Here is a 16063-nt window from a genome sequence, read left to right as displayed (position 1 = left end):
TAGAGATTAGATTTTAATATCCGTGACTATTTCGGGATATTAGTTAAACATTATTAAATCCCAACTGACAAATTATTGGCGTGAGGTAGAAAATAGTTTAGCATCGTCAATTTCGTGTCTAGTTTACTCTCGTTACGGGAAATTAAAATGAACCAACAACAGTACAGCGAGAGTGGCTTACATCGTCATATTCTTGCTCACTGAACGTCAGCGGAATCAACAATATACACAACCGCAGAATACGTGACTTTCCTAATGGTTTGGAAACCACGTAACACAAATCATGTATGAATATACGCTATCTGCTATTGAGATCGCATATTCTTCTCTATTTCTTGTTTATTGTTCTGATGCCAGCGATACGCAAATGGCAGTGTGATTACAGTAAACACACTAGAAATAAGTAGACTCTGATTTAGTTGACTTGTTAAGAGATATGTTGGCAAAAACCATACAATCATTATAGCATATACTCCACTACAGAACTTCCCCATCGGTCCTAATTCGTTCTGTGGTTGATTTTGACGTGCGGTTGGCGCAAGCTTCTTTTTGTGATGAATAGCATTGTGACAATCTTCACAAAGGGTGATTAGGTTGCTCATGTTATTGCTTCCACCATCCTTGAGAGGAACAATGTGATGTGCATGCATTTTACCATCCCCCTCACTGCCTTTGTAGTTACAATTTTTACATCGGTATCTGTCTCTTCGTTTCACCCGACGTGATACACTTTGCCAATTTTCAGGCCGTTTGTTCTTCATTTGAATAATTATTTATTTGCATGTATTTATCACATATGTAATGCAGATTATAATGCTGTTTCAATCTCGCCCTTGTCAAGTGAAGTATTCTAACTATTCTACTAACATATCACAGCGAGGATCGCCAGGCAAGTGAGAATACGGAGTGAACGTGAGACGCGGTTGTCTCACTTCACGAGTATCGGAACTGCTGGCGAAATGCGGCACCTATACATCCGTGGCACAAGTCGATGTATCTCTCGTTGTCTCATACGTAGACACAAGAGAAGGATGTGTCTGTGCGGCTGCTGATAGCGTCACAATAGTTTCTGTCGTCACGGGGATTACTGAAGTTACGTAGCCTATGCATGCTACTCACCGTAGTGACACAGTGTACTGTGTCACGAGACACGGGTCTGGCTGCTCAAATTACCCTTAAATGGCATAGCCCCTTGTCTCAACGGCCATATATATACTCTAATCTGAAGGCATGGCCTTGCTATGTGCGCACTCGTGTATAGTGAATCGATGTCAGTGGAGGGTGACATCGACGTGGTCAAAAAGAGGAAAATGCTATTTCTCTTTTAGTTCTTCATAGCATTCAGGGTGTTCTTCACGGTCAAGAGTAGCAAGCTCTAACATTGCCTGTTGACGCTTTTCTTCAGACGATGCATTCACGATTGTCTTTCGAAGATTCGTCCGTCTTGTAGCAAGGTCGGTCTCTTTTTCGGAACCCTGTGAATTAGATTTCATCGAAGATTTATTTTGGTCGGGTTTAATGTCCGTCCTTTTTACTTCATCATATGGACTTGTTCCACGAATTTTATCGATAATAACGATGGGGATCGACACTACCGAAGCGATAACCCCGATTGATGCGATTGATTGGCTTGTCGCAGCAATAAAGAACAGAAGATCAATGGCTATTAATTTTGGACCCTGCACAGAAAGATTCTTGACATCCGTAATTTGGTAGGAGGTCTGCAAATACTCTAGAGAGAAAGTAGATATAATTAATACAGTTAAGCAAACGGTAAGACCCATTAGAATCCGCCATTTAGGAGTATAAGGTACTATCGACCCAAAATACTGCAATACATTCAGGAATAATATTAACAGTAATAGAGCCAACCCAGTAGTTACGATTAAGAACAATATCCCACCAGACGGTATTATTATCTCCCAGAGTCCAACGAGGGTAAGCGTTAGAAGACTGGTAAAAAGCGTTAGATCTATGTTTGAACTAAGACGATGTGCCTTAGCTAATTCACCGAGAGAACCCAGTTTGCGGCTCATTTGCTTATAGAATAGTGCAATAACTAGAAGTCCCATGAGAAATGATGTGAAAAATGAGAACTGAGTAGCCGTACCTGCCTCTCTTATCGAGTTAAATCCAGACATTTGTCGTATATATATGGCAAGGGCTGCAAATACTCCCATAACGACAAAATATTCAGAGTTGTTCTTGAGGAAGCTATCAAAGGTAAATTTGTCTGCTTCACGTTTTGTTTCTTCATCCATAATTTAGTCGCCATTTTCTCTCTCGATTGTATATGTCTTCTTATCTATATATCAGTCATAAGTTTTGACGACGATAGTACCCCCTAAAGTACTATATTCTCTACCACTAACGTATCTCTCACATGAGACTGGTAGAACCAAGACAGTGGAACGGTGAAGAGTGGGTGGATCTCTTTCAAGACGAATGGCGACCTCCACAACCCTCTAGTGACGAGCAATTGTGGCGTTATCGTAGTTTAGGACAGTACGTTACATTCCTTGATCGAGAAGAATTGTGGTTTAGTCGTGCAGACCAATTTGATGACCCTTACGAGGGATCATTACCACGGCTCAACGTTGAAAAACGTGATATGGAATTTGAAAAAGTACGTTCAGAGGGAATGAAGAGAGCTATCGAAGGTAGTAGATACTTTTCTTTCTTGAATTGCTGGCATATGAACAACCATGAGTCCGATGCTATGTGGAGAATGTATACTGAAAATAATGGTGTTGCCATCATCACAAATCCAATGAATTTGAAAAATGCCATTGAGTCGGAAAAGGATATATTGTCTGGTAAAGTAGAGTACGCAGACTATGAGAACGAGATTATCCCAGATGGGAATACCATTTCACCATACTATTATAAGAGAGAGGGTTTCCGACATGAGCATGAATATCGTCTTTTCTTCCAAGAAAGTAGTGATCCCTCTAAAGAGACTAAGTCGATGATCGAAATTCTTCAATCTCAGGAAACGGGAATCCCGATTTCTGTTGACCCCGATACACTTGTTGAGAAAGTACTAGTAGCTCCCACGGCACCGAGTTGGCTTGAGGAAACGGTTAGGTCAGTCACGAGAAAGTACGGATACGACTTCGATGTGAGTCCTTCTAAGATGGATGGAGAACCACTGTTTTGAAATTAACCTATCTTGTTGAGGGTATCTCGGCTCTGATTATAATTTTGAAATATCCATAGGGTAATATTGTCACAGAGACTGTTTTGATGACAAGACAGTTTGAATACGTGTAGGAAATATTTATATTGTATGTCAACCTATTCGTGTTTGATGAATACAGAAACAGTCCGAAGCATCATCATCGGATGTGTTCTACTGGTAGTGTTAATGGAAATCAACGGTAGTGACCCTTCATGGTTGATTCAACTCATTCCTGGTATTGCACTGACTCTTGTAGCTGTGTGGTTTGCCTCTGGGGTTGCAGACGCTATTCTAAACTAGCGACTGTTTTGACTACCGTTCGTACCACGACCGATTGAACACGGCTAAGCCTTTGATTTCTGTTTCTGGTTCCTATAGTCGTTAGAACTATTGTGTAGACAATCGTTGGTTACTCTAACCCCATGACGGTGGCGAGAGACTATCAGTTTCCGACTTTGTTCAGCACGAAGTTGGTATCCTCTCAAAAGACTGGTAGACAGGTGGCTTATATCCATTGCACGGAGGTTCAACACGTTCGTGCATATGGAAAGGCATTAATCCGCCCTATATCTACATCACAGTGAATGAGTCTCTCCGAGTCCGACCGCAAACTGGTCGTCGCCGAACTGGGCCGCGACCCGACTCCCGCCGAGGAAACGCTGTTCGAGAACCTCTGGAGCGAACACTGCGCCTATCGCTCGTCGCGCCCGCTGTTGTCGGCGTTCGATTCCGAAAGCGAGGACGTCGTCGTCGGTCCCGGCGACGACGCCGCCGTCGTCGCGCTTCCGTCGGCTGACACCGACTCCACTCGCGGCGATGGCCGCGCGAACGACGATACCTACATCACGATGGGTATCGAGAGCCACAATCACCCGTCCTACGTTGACCCCTACGACGGCGCGGCGACGGGCGTGGGCGGCATCGTCCGCGACACGCTGTCGATGGGTGCCTACCCCATCGCGCTCGCGGACAGCCTCTACTTCGGTGGGTTCGACCGCGAACACTCCCGTTACCTGCTGGAGGGTGTCGTGGAAGGCATCGCGGACTACGGCAATTCCATCGGCGTGCCGACGGTGGCTGGAAGCACGCAGTTCCACCCCGACTACGAGGGCAACCCGCTGGTCAACGTGGCCTGCGTCGGCCTGCTGTCCGCCGACCGACTCGTCACGGCGAACGCACAGGAACCGGGCAACAAACTCGTCCTCGTCGGAAACGGAACCGGGCGGGACGGACTCGGCGGCGCGAGTTTCGCCAGCGAAAACCTCGCGGAGGACGCCGAAACGGAAGACCGCCCGGCAGTGCAGGTCGGTGACCCCTACACCGAGAAACTGCTCATCGAGGCTAACGAAGAACTTGTGGACGGCGACCTCGTGGAATCGGCCCGCGACCTCGGCGCGGCCGGACTCGGCGGTGCCTCCAGCGAACTGGTGGCCAAAGGCGGCCTCGGCGCGGCCATCGAACTCGACCGCGTCCACCAGCGCGAACCGAACATGAACGCGCTCGAAATTCTCCTTGCTGAATCGCAAGAGCGAATGTGCTACGAAGTTCGGCCCGAGAACGTCGATGCCGTGGCCGACATCGCCGAGAAGTACGACCTCGGCTGTTCCGTCATCGGCGACGTAACCGACGGCAACTACGTCTGTACGTTCGAAGGAGAGACGGTCGTGGACGTGTCCGCCGAGTTCATCGGCGACGGCGCGCCGATGAACGACCTGCCAGCGGAGGAGCCGACGCAACCCGAAATCGACCTGCCGAAATCCGACCTCGGTGAGGCATTCGAGACAGTCGTTGGCTCCCCGAACTGCGCGAGCAAACGCTGGGTCTACCGGCAGTACGACCACGAAGTGCAGACTCGCACCGCGACTCCGCCGGGCGACGATTCGGCAGTTATGGCGATTCGACGCGCTGGACTCGGCCTCGCGTTCTCGTCCGGCGCGAATCCGCACTGGACGACTGTTTCCCCCTACGACGGTGCCCGCGCGGTTGCGCTGGAGAACGCGACGAATCTGGCGGTGAAGGGCGCGGAACCGCTCGCGGCAGTGGACTGCCTGAACGGCGGCAATCCCGAGAAACCGGACGTGTACGGCGGTTTTTCCGGAATCGTGGACGGCCTCGCGGACATGTGCAGTGAACTCGACGTTCCCGTCGTCGGTGGAAACGTCTCGCTGTACAACGACTCCCCGTCCGGCCCGATTCCGCCGACGCCGACGCTGGCGATGACGGGCACGACGGCGGAGTACGACGCACCGCCAACGGAACTTTCGGGCGAAGGAACCCTGCTTCTGGTCGGCGAACCCTCCGGTTCGCTCGGCGGGTCGGAATATCTCGCACAGGTCGGCGGAAGCGACCGATTCCCAGAACTGCCGGAGAACGCATCGGAGGTCGTTTCCGCCCTCGCTTTGGTCGCCACGCAGGACGGAACCCTCGCGGTTCACGACGTGAGCGACGGCGGGATGGCGGTGACGCTGGCCGAGATGATTTCGGAGGATGCTGGTGCGTCCGTTTCCATTTCGGCGGATGGCTCCGCCGCAGAATCGCTGTTCAGCGAACTTCCGGGCCGTGCGGTCGTGGAAACGACGAATCCGGAAGCAGTGATTGGAGCATTTGAGGAAATTGCTCCCGTCACAGAACTCGGAACCGCGGACGAGTCGGGCGCGCTGGAAATCGAGGTCGATGGGGGAACGCTCCGCTGGTCGGCAGAACAAATTGCGGAACTGCGCGACGTGCTGGTTCGGGAACTGGACTGAGTTCGCTCGTCGGCAGTGAAAGAGCGAGAAAAGTGGCCGACTGGTTTTTATGCGAGCAGGAGCGGAATGCCGAACACGACTGCGAGTCCGATGACGGTGACGAGCATGCCGGTCGTCACTTGGCTCATCGAGAACTCCTGCATCGGGGACGTTACGCGCTCTATCTCGCCGGGTTCGTATTCGTGGCCGCTCATATTCTTGCGTCGGTTCGCGCGGTACTTCGGTGTATCGGTGTTCGGATACGGGTCGTGAATGGCAACGAACCACGATGGCGGTATGTGACGTTGTGATTTGCTCACGCCCGTTTGATACGATTGTGTTGAGGCAAATCACGACTCTAATTAGACCGCAAACCGCCTCCGCACTGCCAGTTCGCCGCTTCGCCGCTCATAATCGAGATTTCGCAGAAATCTCGCACTCCCCACTCCTCCTCGCCAGCGCGGAAGTGCGCTCGGTGCTCGCTTCGCTCACCTCTCACGCGAACGCGCTGGCGCAGCCTTCTGGTTGGGTAATCGATCACAGTTCCCAATAAGACGCGTTTTACTCGCTCTCAAGCGACTCGTTCATGCGACGCCGACCGATGTCCACGACTTTCGAGAGCACGAAGAGCCCGACTATCGAAAGGAACTGGAGCGGGTTCGATTCGACGGCTTCCGTAAGGTTTCCGACCGCGTCGATTCCCATCATGTCCAGAAACACGGCGACCGCACCGAGCATCAGAACGGCGATGAGCACCGATTCGGAACTGGGGAGGGCCGACCGTGGATTCTCCCAGAAGCTCGGTTTCTCGTTCGGTTTGCGATACGTCTCCGGCCCGTCGTTCCCCCGCGATTCCCCGATACCCATCGCGCTGGCGAGGATGGCGATGTCCACGATCGGATTGGAGAACACGCCATCCCCGGCGATTTCGAGGTAGATGCCGATGGAACAACTGACCGCGAGGACGATCCCGGCGACACGCGCGATTCGCGATTCCGCGTCGGTCAGCGCGGTGAGTGCGAACACGATGCCGGAGAGCGGAACCAGCAACCTGAGGAGTTTCCTGACGACGTCACTGCCGGTCAGAAAGACGACGGCCGCGAGGAGGAGCATCAGGGCGAACAGTCCGGCCAGTATGCGATTTAGGGTGATTGTTTCTGACCTGAACATCACTGCTCGTTGATACTCCGGAGGGAGTAATAAGCCTGTGGTGCTGTCGGAAAAGCGAAGCCACCTTACCGTATCGCTCCTAAGGGGGGCGCATGGCCACGGCGAACGCACGACAGCGCGCGCGGGAGAGTCCAGTAAAGGTGACGGCAGTGCTCTCGGCAATCGGATACGTGCTGGTTCTCGGCACCTTCGCGGGCGTGATTCCGATTTATCCGGAACTCGACATCGGGACGGTCAACCTGCTCTCGGATGCAATCGCAGTCGTCAACAGCGTGGCGACGATTTCGCTCGTGCTTGGATGGTACTGGATTCGCAACGGAGAGGTGAAAAAACACCGCGCCGCGATGTTGACCGCGTTCGGCCTCATCATCGTCTTCCTTGTGCTCTATCTGACGAAAGTCGGGGGTGCTGGCGGCGAGAAACACATCCTCGTGGACGGGTTCCCGTACTACGCCTACCTCATCATGCTCGCAGTCCACATCATCCTGTCCATCGTCTCCGTGCCGGTCGTGCTGTTCGCTCTCGTGCTCGGACTGACGCACACCCCCGCAGAACTCAAGGAGACGGCCCACGCGAAAATCGGACGAATCGCGGCCTCGGCGTGGATCGTGTCGCTCGTCCTCGGCGTCGTCACCTACGTGATGTTGAACCACATATACAATTGGGAAATTCCGGCGTAACACCGAACCTACTGTCCCGCCGCTTCCACTGTCCCGCCGCCCCACTGTCGTCTTCTAAACTGCTGGTCGATGGGAAAATTAACATCGGTGACGAGAGTACGTCGTCTCAATGGTTGGTGAGGATGGTGACGGAGATAGGGACGACGAAGCTGACGACGGTCAAATCGGATGCGAGCCCGAGTGCAACGAGGGTGAGGAGGGAGAAAAATGACTAGCCGCGACACAGTACCAACCAAAGACGGGGAGTTCACCGTCCAAAGCGGCGACCTTCGCGTCCGGACGACGCCCCGAGGTGCCGTCCGGGGCATCTACTTCGAGAACTGGGAGGGAAAAGATAAGCTCCAGCAGGGTTGGTTCGTCTTCTCCTCGATTTTTACCGCGGTGACAGTCGGAGGATTCATCAACGATTGGCTCGGCTTCTCCGGAGCACTGCTGTCAGTCGGATTCGTTATCTCGTTGCTGTTCTTCTACGTTGCCGCTGGCGTTCTCATGCTAGTAAACGGACGACTCCGAACGGATGTTTCGATTCCACTCAGAACCATCCGCGAAGTCGAACACAACGAAAAGCAACTCGAACTCGCCGTGGGTGAGTTCGAGGACGTAGAAACCACGGAAATCGAATTTCCGCACGAATCCGACGCCGAAAAGGCAATCGAACTGCTTCGCTGGAAAGGGATTCGAATCACCGAACTCGGCGAAGAAAAAACCAATCTGCGCACCGAAATCGACCGCGAGTTGGAGAGAGAAACGACGTGACCGATTCAGCGAATCGGTCACGTTTCGACTTCGGTTTCAGTTCTGCAAGTTCAATTTCGCTCCGGCTCCCGAGTTCGATACTCCGACCCCGTCGTCATTCCCTCAGCCTCAAGGAGAGTATTGAGTCGGCGCTCGAACTCCGGTTCGGAGATGTTTCCGAGGGCGTATTCTCGTTTTAACACCACTATCGGGTCGGATTCGTCCGGGTCGTCCATCGACGACTCGGATTGTCGGGGGTTCGGGGACGATGTTCGCGGATATTCCTTTGTCGAGTCCACGTTTCCAATGAGCGAGAGATACACGGGCCAGAGCGTGGCGAAGGTCAAAATGGCAGCCCCGAGGCTGAGTCCCGCCCAAAGTGGGGCGAGGAGGAGAAATAACAGATTCGCCGCACCCACACTCCGGCCATGACAAAAAAGAACCCATGCTAATCGATCCAGTCGTAACTGCCAGTAAAAGCCGCCCGAGGGCACCGTCCGGTGTGTACTGTTCGATGAGCCGATGCCATCGCCGGGTGTTCGACTGCGAGGAAGGCGGGGAGTCCATACGAAATTCTGTCATCGTAAAACGGTATTCGTGGCGGAAATACTTATAATCAAACAGCAGTCGGAAGAGCCGAACTCAGTCCGTCTGTGGAATCGAGCGCGCCCCGGCGGCGAAAAAGACCAGCGACAGCACCGCGAGGACGGCCAGATTAATCAACCAGCCATCGAAGGGAGAAGACTGCCCGACCACCGAAATCGAGGGCGCGTCGTAGGTCAGCTCCCGCACACCGCGGGCGAAGTAGGTCAGAGGTGAGAGATTCATCACCGGTCTGAACCACTCCGGCAAAAGGTTCGGGGTCACGAACGTGTCCGATAGGAAGAGAAGCGGGAGCGCAATCGCGTTGCTCGCCGCGATGACGCCGTCCTGTGAACTTGCAAAACTACCGAGGAGTGCGCCGACGCCGCAGAACAGCGCGACGCCGAGCGCGACGAAGACGGCGACCGCAGGGAGTGCCGCGAACGAAACGCCCGCGTTCGTCACGAGCGCCATCAGCGCGAGGATGATGAGGCCCGCCAGTCCGATGATGACGACGTTGACGAGCGTGTGGGCCAACAGCCACTCAGCGCGCGTGAGCGGTGTGGTCGCCAGTTTCTCGTACCGGTTCGACTCGCGGTGACGGGATACCGAACTCCCGACGCGCGAAAGAGGCGTAAATAGCACGACGACGGCGAGATATCCCGGCAGGTAGTAGGCTGGTGGTTCCGCGAAGATGCCGCCGCCCGAACCGCCATCGCCCGGATTCGTCTGTACCAGCACCGCGAAGATGAGGATGAGGATGACCGGGAAGAAAAACGTGAAGAAGACGGCGGTTCGGCGACGAAGAAACGACCGCCACGCGGCCCCCGCTTCCGCCCGCACTCGGCCAATCGAACTCATCGTTTGCCTCCGGCACTCGCGTCTGCGCCCGTATCCGTCCCTGTTCCCGCACCCGAATCCGCACCGATTCCCTGACCTGCAACCGCTGGCTGTCCCGCTTTTCGAGTCATTTCAGGGCCGAGCGATGCACCCGTCAGTCGGAGATACACGTCCTCCAAATCGGGTTCCGTCCACGTCAGCGCCTCGTAGTCGATACCGCGGTCGTTCAGTTCCGAGACGACTTCGCCGATGTCCGCCGGAGTGACGCCGTCGAACACCAATCCGGATTCGGTTTCCTCGACCATGAATCGCGTTTCGACGGCGGTTCGCCGCGCGTCGGTTTCGACCACGAGTCGGCTCTCGCCGCCGTGTTCCGCGACCAGCGACTCTGGCGTGCCAACCGCGACGAGGTCGCCGTCTGCCAGCAGTCCCACGCGGTCGGCGAGTCGTTCGGCTTCCGCCATGTAATGTGTCGTCAGGAAGACGGTCGTGCCGCCGTCCGCGAGATTTTCGACCAGCGACCAGAGCGCGCGCCGTCCTGCGGGGTCGATACCCGTCGTCGGTTCGTCCAGAAAGAGCACGTCCGGGTCGTTGACGAGCGTGGCCGCGACGCAGGCACGTCGCTGTTGGCCGCCCGAGAGGTTTTCGTACCACGTGTCGCCTGTGTCGGAAAGCCCTACGTCCGCGAGGGCCTCGTCGGGATTGCGAGCATCGTCGTACAGGCCCGCGTAGTAGTCAACGAGTTCCCGCGCGGAGAGGCGTGCTGGCGGGTCGAACGACTGGGGGAGCAGGCCGACCCGCGATTTGTCCACGTCGGCGGGTCGCCCGCCGAGGACGGAGACGCCCCCTTCGTCGGGCATCGTCGTCCCCGTCAGCGCCCGGACGAGGGTGGTTTTCCCCGCGCCGTTCGGCCCGATGAGTGCGAACACTTCGCCCGCGCCGACCGAGAGCGAGACGCCGTCAAGTGCGACGGTGTCGCCGTATCGCTTGTGGAGGTTCTCGGCGACGAGTGTGTCGGTCATGGGAGGACGTTGCGCTTGTTCGCAGGTAAGGAGTTCGATTCAGCGACCGAAGAAGTATATCACGGAACGTCACATCATCGCCCACAGTCGTTCGACTCGCCTTTCCGTCGGTGGGTGAGACATCGGGAACGCACTCAGTCCGAGCTCGACCGACAGTGGAGCAATCGACAGCGCCGCGGTGCTGTCGAGTTCTCGAAGGTCTTCGGTCGGTGTCTCCGCGATTTCCTCGTCCAGCGTTCGAAGCGCGCTGGCCAAATTCGCCGGGTCGCCCGTTATTCCGACCGCGCCGCGGTCTGCCGAATACTCCCGGCCGGATCAGTCAAAAATAATGATTGCTTCGGTCGGCAATGGAAGGGAAAATCGACGGTCGATTCCTCACCGAATCGTCGGCCGCCAGTACAGCAGGGCGACGGTGACGACGAAGACGACCGTCGAAATGTCGTAGGAACCCGACGTGGCCATCGCGGCGAATCCTGACCCCGCCCCGGCGATGCCTGTGACAAACGAGGCGACGACGGGCCACGTGCAACTCACGCAGGAAAACAGGCCGAGGATGCCCGAAATCGCGGAGCCTGCGGCATCCAACACCGTCGCGTAAACGAGGTAGGCGAGGGCGAGATAGCCGACCAGTTTGAACGGCAAAATCGACAACCGAAGCAGGTCGCCGTGATAGAGCAGAGCAGGCCCCCACCCCGGCGGAAGCCACGCGATTCGGAATCCTGTCGCAGGCATCCCGGGCATCGAGGGACTCGGGCCGAACAGGCCGCCTGCGTAGCCCAAGACGAGGAAATAGACTGCCGCAACCGCAATGCCGACGGTTTTGTCGCGGTCACTGCGCGCGATTGGATTCGTCTTCCACACCGCGAACAGCGCGACGTTTATCCAGATGAACGGGTAGAGCAGGTATCGAAGTTCGCCGCTCGAATGGTTCGACGTGGCGAAGTAGAAGATGAGGGTGAACAGTTCGGCGTTCAGCACCACGGCTCCCCACAGCAGGGTTTCACCGCTCGGCCGGAATCGCGCAAACCGAGTGCTAATCGTACTCATAGGACGAGGGAATCGACGACGATGGCAACGAGGAGCGACCCGAGATAGGCGTTCGATGCGTGGAATGCGCGGAACGCCGCCGACTCGTCGCGTTCGTGGTGAAGTCGCACGACCGCCAGTAGGAACACCGCACCGAACGCAACCGTCGTGATTGCGTACAGCCAGCTAAGGGGCGTCACGGTGGCGAGGAGTCCCGCCGAGAGGAGGGTCGCGCCCAACCACAGCAGGATGTGTTTTCGGGTTTCGGCTTCCCCGCGGACGACGGGCATCATCGGGAAGCCGCCGCGCGCGTAGTCGTCCTTGTACGCCAGCGCGAGGTTGTAGAAGTGGGCTGGCGTCCAGAGGAAGATGACCCCTGCGAGGACGAGCGCCGGAAGGCCGACACCGTTTTCGACCGCGGCCCAGCCGATGAGCGCCGGAAGCGACCCCGCGAATCCGCCGATAACCGTGTTCTGCACCGTGTTCGGTTTGAGGAGGAGCGTGTAGACGACGCTGTAAAACACGATTGCGGTGAGGCCGAAGACGGCGACGAGCAGGTTCACCGAGAGGAAGACGGCCAGCGAAGCGACCGACAGCAGGACGCCGAACGCCACCGCGTTTCTGACCGGGATTTGGGACGTTGCGGCGGGGCGGTCTGCGGTGCGGTTCATTCGCTTGTCGACGTCGCGTTCGAGGACGTGGTTGAACGTTCCGCTCGCGCCGATGGAGAGGACGCCGCCCGTGAGCGTTGCGACGACGGTTCCGACTTCGAGGTTCTGTCCCCCAGCGAGCGCCATTCCAGCGGAGGCGACGAGACAGAGGAGCCACATCAGCCGCGGCTTCATCAGTCGGAAATAAGCGTAGGCGGTCGCGCCGGTTCCGGAAAGGGATTCCGGAGTGGGCGACCCGGTTGCGGATTTCTGTTCGACGCCCATCTCGACCGGGCCGTCTTTCTCCTCGGGTTCGAGCGTCCACGCGAGGGCGAGAACGATTCCCGTGAAGATACCCATCCCGACGACGAGGTGAGTCGCGGAAAGGACGTTCGTTACTGCCGTCGTCGCGGCCAACGCACCCAGTCCCACTTGAATAGGGTACAGAACCGCGGCGACCGCGAGTGAAAATTGAACGCGCTTGCGCGAGTCGCGGAGCCACGCGAACAGCGTCGTAGCGAGGAGGAGGATACCGACGACGAGCGCGACGACGCGGTGTCCCCATACGATTGCGAGTTTCGGATCGTCCAACGGGACGACCCATTGGCCGTTGCAGGCGGGCCACGTCGAACAGGCGGTCGCGGCGTCGGTGAGCGATGTCGTTGCACCGACGACGACGAGCAGATAGACGCCGACTGCGGTTGCTGTCAGCGCACGTTCGAACCGGTCGGAAGAGGAACCCTGCAGTGCCACCGTTGTACGACGGTTGTGTTCCCGCGTACTTAGACCATCCGACTTTCCACGGCGACAAAGACAGCACATATTTATGGGCCGTTTCCTAAGTCTAGCGCATATGGATTCCAAGCGGATAGCGTTCGTCTCGGTGTTCGGCGCGGCGCTTCTTTCGGCCGCTGTAGATCCCGTGCTGGCACAGGGCTACAGTTCGACGACCGAGGAACTCATCCAGACGCTGAACACCCAGTTGCTGTATGCAGCGATTCCGATTACGGTGCTTGTCGAGGGTATCCTCATCTACACCGTGTGGAAGTTCCGCAACAACGACAACCCACTCCCGACGAAGGAGAACCGTCGCCTCGAAATCACGTGGACTGTTGCGACTGCAATCGTCCTACTGTTCGTCGGCTACGCCTCCTATGGCGTGATGGCAAACGAGTACGTCACCACCACCCCGGAAGACGCACAGGAGATGGAGGGCAACGCAGTCGAAGTCGAAGTCGTGGCGGAGAAGTACATCTGGACGTTCAACTACGAAGGTGAGAACGTCTCCACCGGCGGAACGATGGTGATTCCCGAAGACCGCCCGGTGTATCTCAACGTCACATCCGGTGATTGGTTACACGCGCTTCACGTTCCCGAACTCGGCCTGAAACAGGACGCCATCCCGAACCAGCACAACGTCATCAAGACGAAGGCGACCGAAACGGGCACCTACCAGCTCTACTGTGCGGAGTACTGTGGCGTCGGCCACTCCAACATGCTCGGTGAAATCCAAGTCGTCTCCCAGAGCGAGTACCAGAACTGGCTCCAAGAGCAGAAACAGGAAAACAGTGGCGGCTCCGGCGGTAACAGCAGCTCCGGTGGTAACAACAGCAGCGCAGGCGGCAACGCAACCACCACGACTGCCTCGGCGTAATTCGCTTTTTATCCATTATCTTTTCAACCGCTCGTTACTAGCGGTCGCTTTGCTATCCGCCAGCCGAAACGTTCTGTGTCCGCCGGAAGGTTTTGGGTGCATTTTTAGTAGTCGGCCCATAACCCTCTCAGTATGACGGTAACGGACGATTCGACAGAGGAGCACGGCCATCACCTCCCGGCCGTCGAGGACTGGCCGAAAGGCTTCGGTGAGGCGTCGTGGTGGCCCTTTATCACCGCCGTTGGTGGGGCAGGGTTCTACATCGGTGCCGCGCTGTTCGTCCTCGGACACGGCGGAACCAACCTCGTCGGGCCGACGATTGGCCCGGCAGTGTTCATCGCCAGCACCGCTGTTTTCCTCGCCGGACTGTACGGCTGGGTGTATCACGCCTTCGTCAAACACTTCTGGAGCAAGGATTCACGGGAAAAAGGGGTCAACGCGCTTCGCTGGGGAATGATAGCGTTCCTCGGTTCCGAAATCGCAACCTTCGGCGCAGGGTTCGTGTATTTCTTCTTCATCCGCGCGGGGACGTGGCCCCCGGCAGGTGCTGAGCTACCGCATCTCGTCGGCGACCTCGTGCTCATCAACACGGCACTGCTGGTGTTGAGTAGTATCACGCTCCACTGGGCGCACGTCGAACTGCGGAAGAACAACCGGAGTCGCTTCCTCGCGGGACTCGCCGCGACGCTCCTGCTCGGCGTCATCTTCATCGGCGGACAGGTGTACGAATACTACGTCTTCATCGTCGAAGAAGGATTTACGTTCACCGGCGGCGTGTTCAACAGCGCGTTCTACGGCCTGACCGGCCTGCACGGGATTCACGTGACGATGGGTGCGGTTCTCATCGGTATCGTGTTCGTGCGCGCACTCTACGGACAGTACTCCGCGGAGCGCCACCTGTCGGTCAGTACGGTTTCGATGTACTGGCACTTCGTGGACGTTGTCTGGATTTTCCTCGTTGTCGTGCTGTACGTCGGCGCGGAAGTTCAGCTCTAAACCACGATTTTCCCGTTTCGTTTCGATTGGCGAGCGACGAGTCTCTTCGATTTCCGATTCCTGAACCGCGGTTTGCGTGATACTGAACGACCACTCCTGAAGCCGACTGAACAGACGACAGGACGCGGTGAGAACACCTGCGCCGACCACTGGCGCAGGTGTCCGAGCGCCCGGGGAGTACGAGGCAAGCGGTCTGCCTCGATTGCGAGCGGGAAGGAAGACCCGCGAGCGAGGGGGACGAAAAGGGCGGGTGCGCCAGTGGTCGGCGCACCCGCCCGCACGCGGTGGCGGTCATTTGTTGTCGCGATTTGTAGACTCCAAACTGGCGTTGTAATTTGCAATCTCGATAGTGAAACCACTGATTCCGACAAGAGGCTCAAACACAAGAACTCTACAAATCCACAAACTATCTCGAAACCTGTGCTTCGCAAGATTGAAACGCGACAACGGAGAACCAACACGCATGGAACTGCGGGTTATCGAGAAGAGCGACACCGAACTCCAGATAGAAATCGGAGGCGAAGACCACACGTTCATGAACGTACTGAAGGGTGCGCTCCTCGAAACCGAGGGCGTCGCGGCGGCTACCTACGACCTGAATCCCGAACAGTCTGGTGGTCAGACCGACCCGATTCTCTCGCTGAAAACCGAGGGCGGCGTTGACCCACTCGACGCACTGGAAAACGGCGCACAGAACATCAAAGACAAAGCGAGCGCCTTCCGCGACGCGTTCACCGCCGCGGCGTAATCGGCCGACTATCGATTTTTCCTTGCTTTTGATGCGACGGCAGAGCGACCACG

16 protein-coding genes and 1 pseudogene are annotated in these 16063 nt (G+C 56.5%); 7 read left to right on the top strand and 10 right to left on the bottom strand.

What is annotated here, in order from left to right; genetic code table 11:
• Window positions 1-305 precede the first annotated feature (305 nt).
• Entirely contained in the window at window positions 306-761 is a 456-nt protein-coding gene (locus tag HL45_RS21930) for an HNH endonuclease (RefSeq protein ID WP_084156879.1), read from the bottom strand.
• Between the two features lie 552 nt (window positions 762-1313).
• The gene (locus HL45_RS11285) at window positions 1314-2261 is read right to left on the bottom strand and encodes a hypothetical protein (protein ID WP_049971201.1); all 948 of its coding nucleotides are present in this window, start codon (window positions 2259-2261) and stop codon (window positions 1314-1316) included.
• Window positions 2262-2383: 122 nt separating this feature from the next.
• Between HL45_RS11285 and HL45_RS11280 the strand changes: the two genes are divergently transcribed.
• Together HL45_RS11280 and purL are read left to right on the top strand one after the other, a co-directional pair.
• Entirely contained in the window at window positions 2384-3160 is a 777-nt protein-coding gene (locus tag HL45_RS11280; protein ID WP_049971200.1) for a DUF2971 domain-containing protein, read from the top strand.
• A gap of 605 nt (window positions 3161-3765) precedes the next feature.
• Entirely contained in the window at window positions 3766-5928 is a 2163-nt protein-coding gene (gene purL, locus HL45_RS11275; protein ID WP_049971199.1) for a phosphoribosylformylglycinamidine synthase subunit PurL, read from the top strand.
• Between the two features lie 47 nt (window positions 5929-5975).
• On the opposite strand, the gene HL45_RS21240 is transcribed toward purL, so the two are convergent.
• Both HL45_RS21240 and HL45_RS21415 read right to left on the bottom strand, forming a co-directional pair.
• Window positions 5976-6122, bottom strand: coding sequence for a DUF7550 family protein (locus tag HL45_RS21240; RefSeq protein ID WP_162833873.1), 147 nt, complete (start codon window positions 6120-6122; stop codon window positions 5976-5978).
• 346 nt (window positions 6123-6468) lie between these two features.
• A complete protein-coding gene (locus tag HL45_RS21415) occupies window positions 6469-7077 on the bottom strand; it encodes a hypothetical protein (RefSeq protein ID WP_049971197.1) in 609 nt (202 codons plus the stop codon).
• 92 nt (window positions 7078-7169) lie between these two features.
• On the opposite strand from HL45_RS21415, the gene HL45_RS11260 reads away from it, so the two are divergent.
• The gene (locus HL45_RS11260) at window positions 7170-7757 is read left to right on the top strand and encodes a DUF420 domain-containing protein (protein WP_049971196.1); all 588 of its coding nucleotides are present in this window, start codon (window positions 7170-7172) and stop codon (window positions 7755-7757) included.
• A 207-nt stretch (window positions 7758-7964) separates the two neighbouring features.
• Window positions 7965-8513 (top strand): hypothetical protein, encoded by a 549-nt coding sequence (locus tag HL45_RS11255; protein ID WP_049971195.1) that lies wholly within the window; start codon window positions 7965-7967, stop codon window positions 8511-8513.
• A gap of 50 nt (window positions 8514-8563) precedes the next feature.
• Here the strand turns inward: HL45_RS11255 and HL45_RS11250 are convergent, their stop codons facing one another.
• The 6 genes and pseudogenes from HL45_RS11250 to cyoE all read right to left on the bottom strand — a co-directional run bounded on the left by HL45_RS11250 (window position 8564) and on the right by cyoE (window position 13359).
• Complete coding sequence (locus HL45_RS11250; protein WP_049971194.1) at window positions 8564-8911, bottom strand: SHOCT domain-containing protein; 348 nt, start codon at window positions 8909-8911, stop codon at window positions 8564-8566.
• Window positions 8912-9134: 223 nt separating this feature from the next.
• Entirely contained in the window at window positions 9135-9935 is an 801-nt protein-coding gene (locus HL45_RS11245) for an ABC transporter permease (RefSeq protein WP_049971193.1), read from the bottom strand.
• Window positions 9932-10936, bottom strand: a complete 1005-nt coding sequence (locus tag HL45_RS11240; protein WP_084156877.1) for an ABC transporter ATP-binding protein — start codon at window positions 10934-10936, stop codon at window positions 9932-9934. The genes HL45_RS11245 and HL45_RS11240 overlap by 4 nt, the downstream gene beginning before the upstream one ends.
• A 69-nt stretch (window positions 10937-11005) precedes the next feature.
• Window positions 11006-11233 (bottom strand): annotated as a pseudogene (locus HL45_RS11235) (M48 family metalloprotease); the annotation flags it as partial.
• Window positions 11234-11311: 78 nt separating this feature from the next.
• Window positions 11312-11983 carry a DUF7546 family protein gene (locus tag HL45_RS11230; RefSeq protein WP_049971191.1) on the bottom strand — a complete coding sequence of 224 codons (672 nt, stop codon included), beginning with the start codon at window positions 11981-11983 and terminating at the stop codon, window positions 11312-11314.
• Window positions 11980-13359, bottom strand: coding sequence for a heme o synthase (gene cyoE / locus HL45_RS11225; protein ID WP_049972003.1), 1380 nt, complete (start codon window positions 13357-13359; stop codon window positions 11980-11982). The genes HL45_RS11230 and cyoE overlap by 4 nt, the downstream gene beginning before the upstream one ends.
• 106 nt (window positions 13360-13465) lie before the next feature.
• On the opposite strand from cyoE, the gene coxB reads away from it, so the two are divergent.
• From coxB to HL45_RS11210, 3 genes are all read left to right on the top strand, one after another.
• On the top strand, window positions 13466-14266 hold the full coding sequence (coxB, locus tag HL45_RS11220; protein ID WP_049971190.1) for a cytochrome c oxidase subunit II: 801 nt from the start codon (window positions 13466-13468) through the stop codon (window positions 14264-14266).
• Between the two features lie 132 nt (window positions 14267-14398).
• The gene (locus HL45_RS11215; RefSeq protein WP_049971189.1) at window positions 14399-15262 is read left to right on the top strand and encodes a cytochrome c oxidase subunit 3; all 864 of its coding nucleotides are present in this window, start codon (window positions 14399-14401) and stop codon (window positions 15260-15262) included.
• 463 nt (window positions 15263-15725) lie between these two features.
• Window positions 15726-16010: a DNA-directed RNA polymerase subunit L gene (locus tag HL45_RS11210; protein ID WP_049971188.1), complete on the top strand. Its 285-nt coding sequence runs from the start codon at window positions 15726-15728 to the stop codon at window positions 16008-16010.
• Window positions 16011-16063: the final 53 nt, after the last annotated feature.

This window comes from Haladaptatus cibarius D43 (assembly GCF_000710615.1).
GTDB classification, from domain to species: Archaea; Halobacteriota; Halobacteria; order Halobacteriales; family Haladaptataceae; genus Haladaptatus; species Haladaptatus cibarius.
Note: the sequence above shows the minus strand (reverse complement) of the source record. Positions and strands in the feature narration are given on the sequence as shown.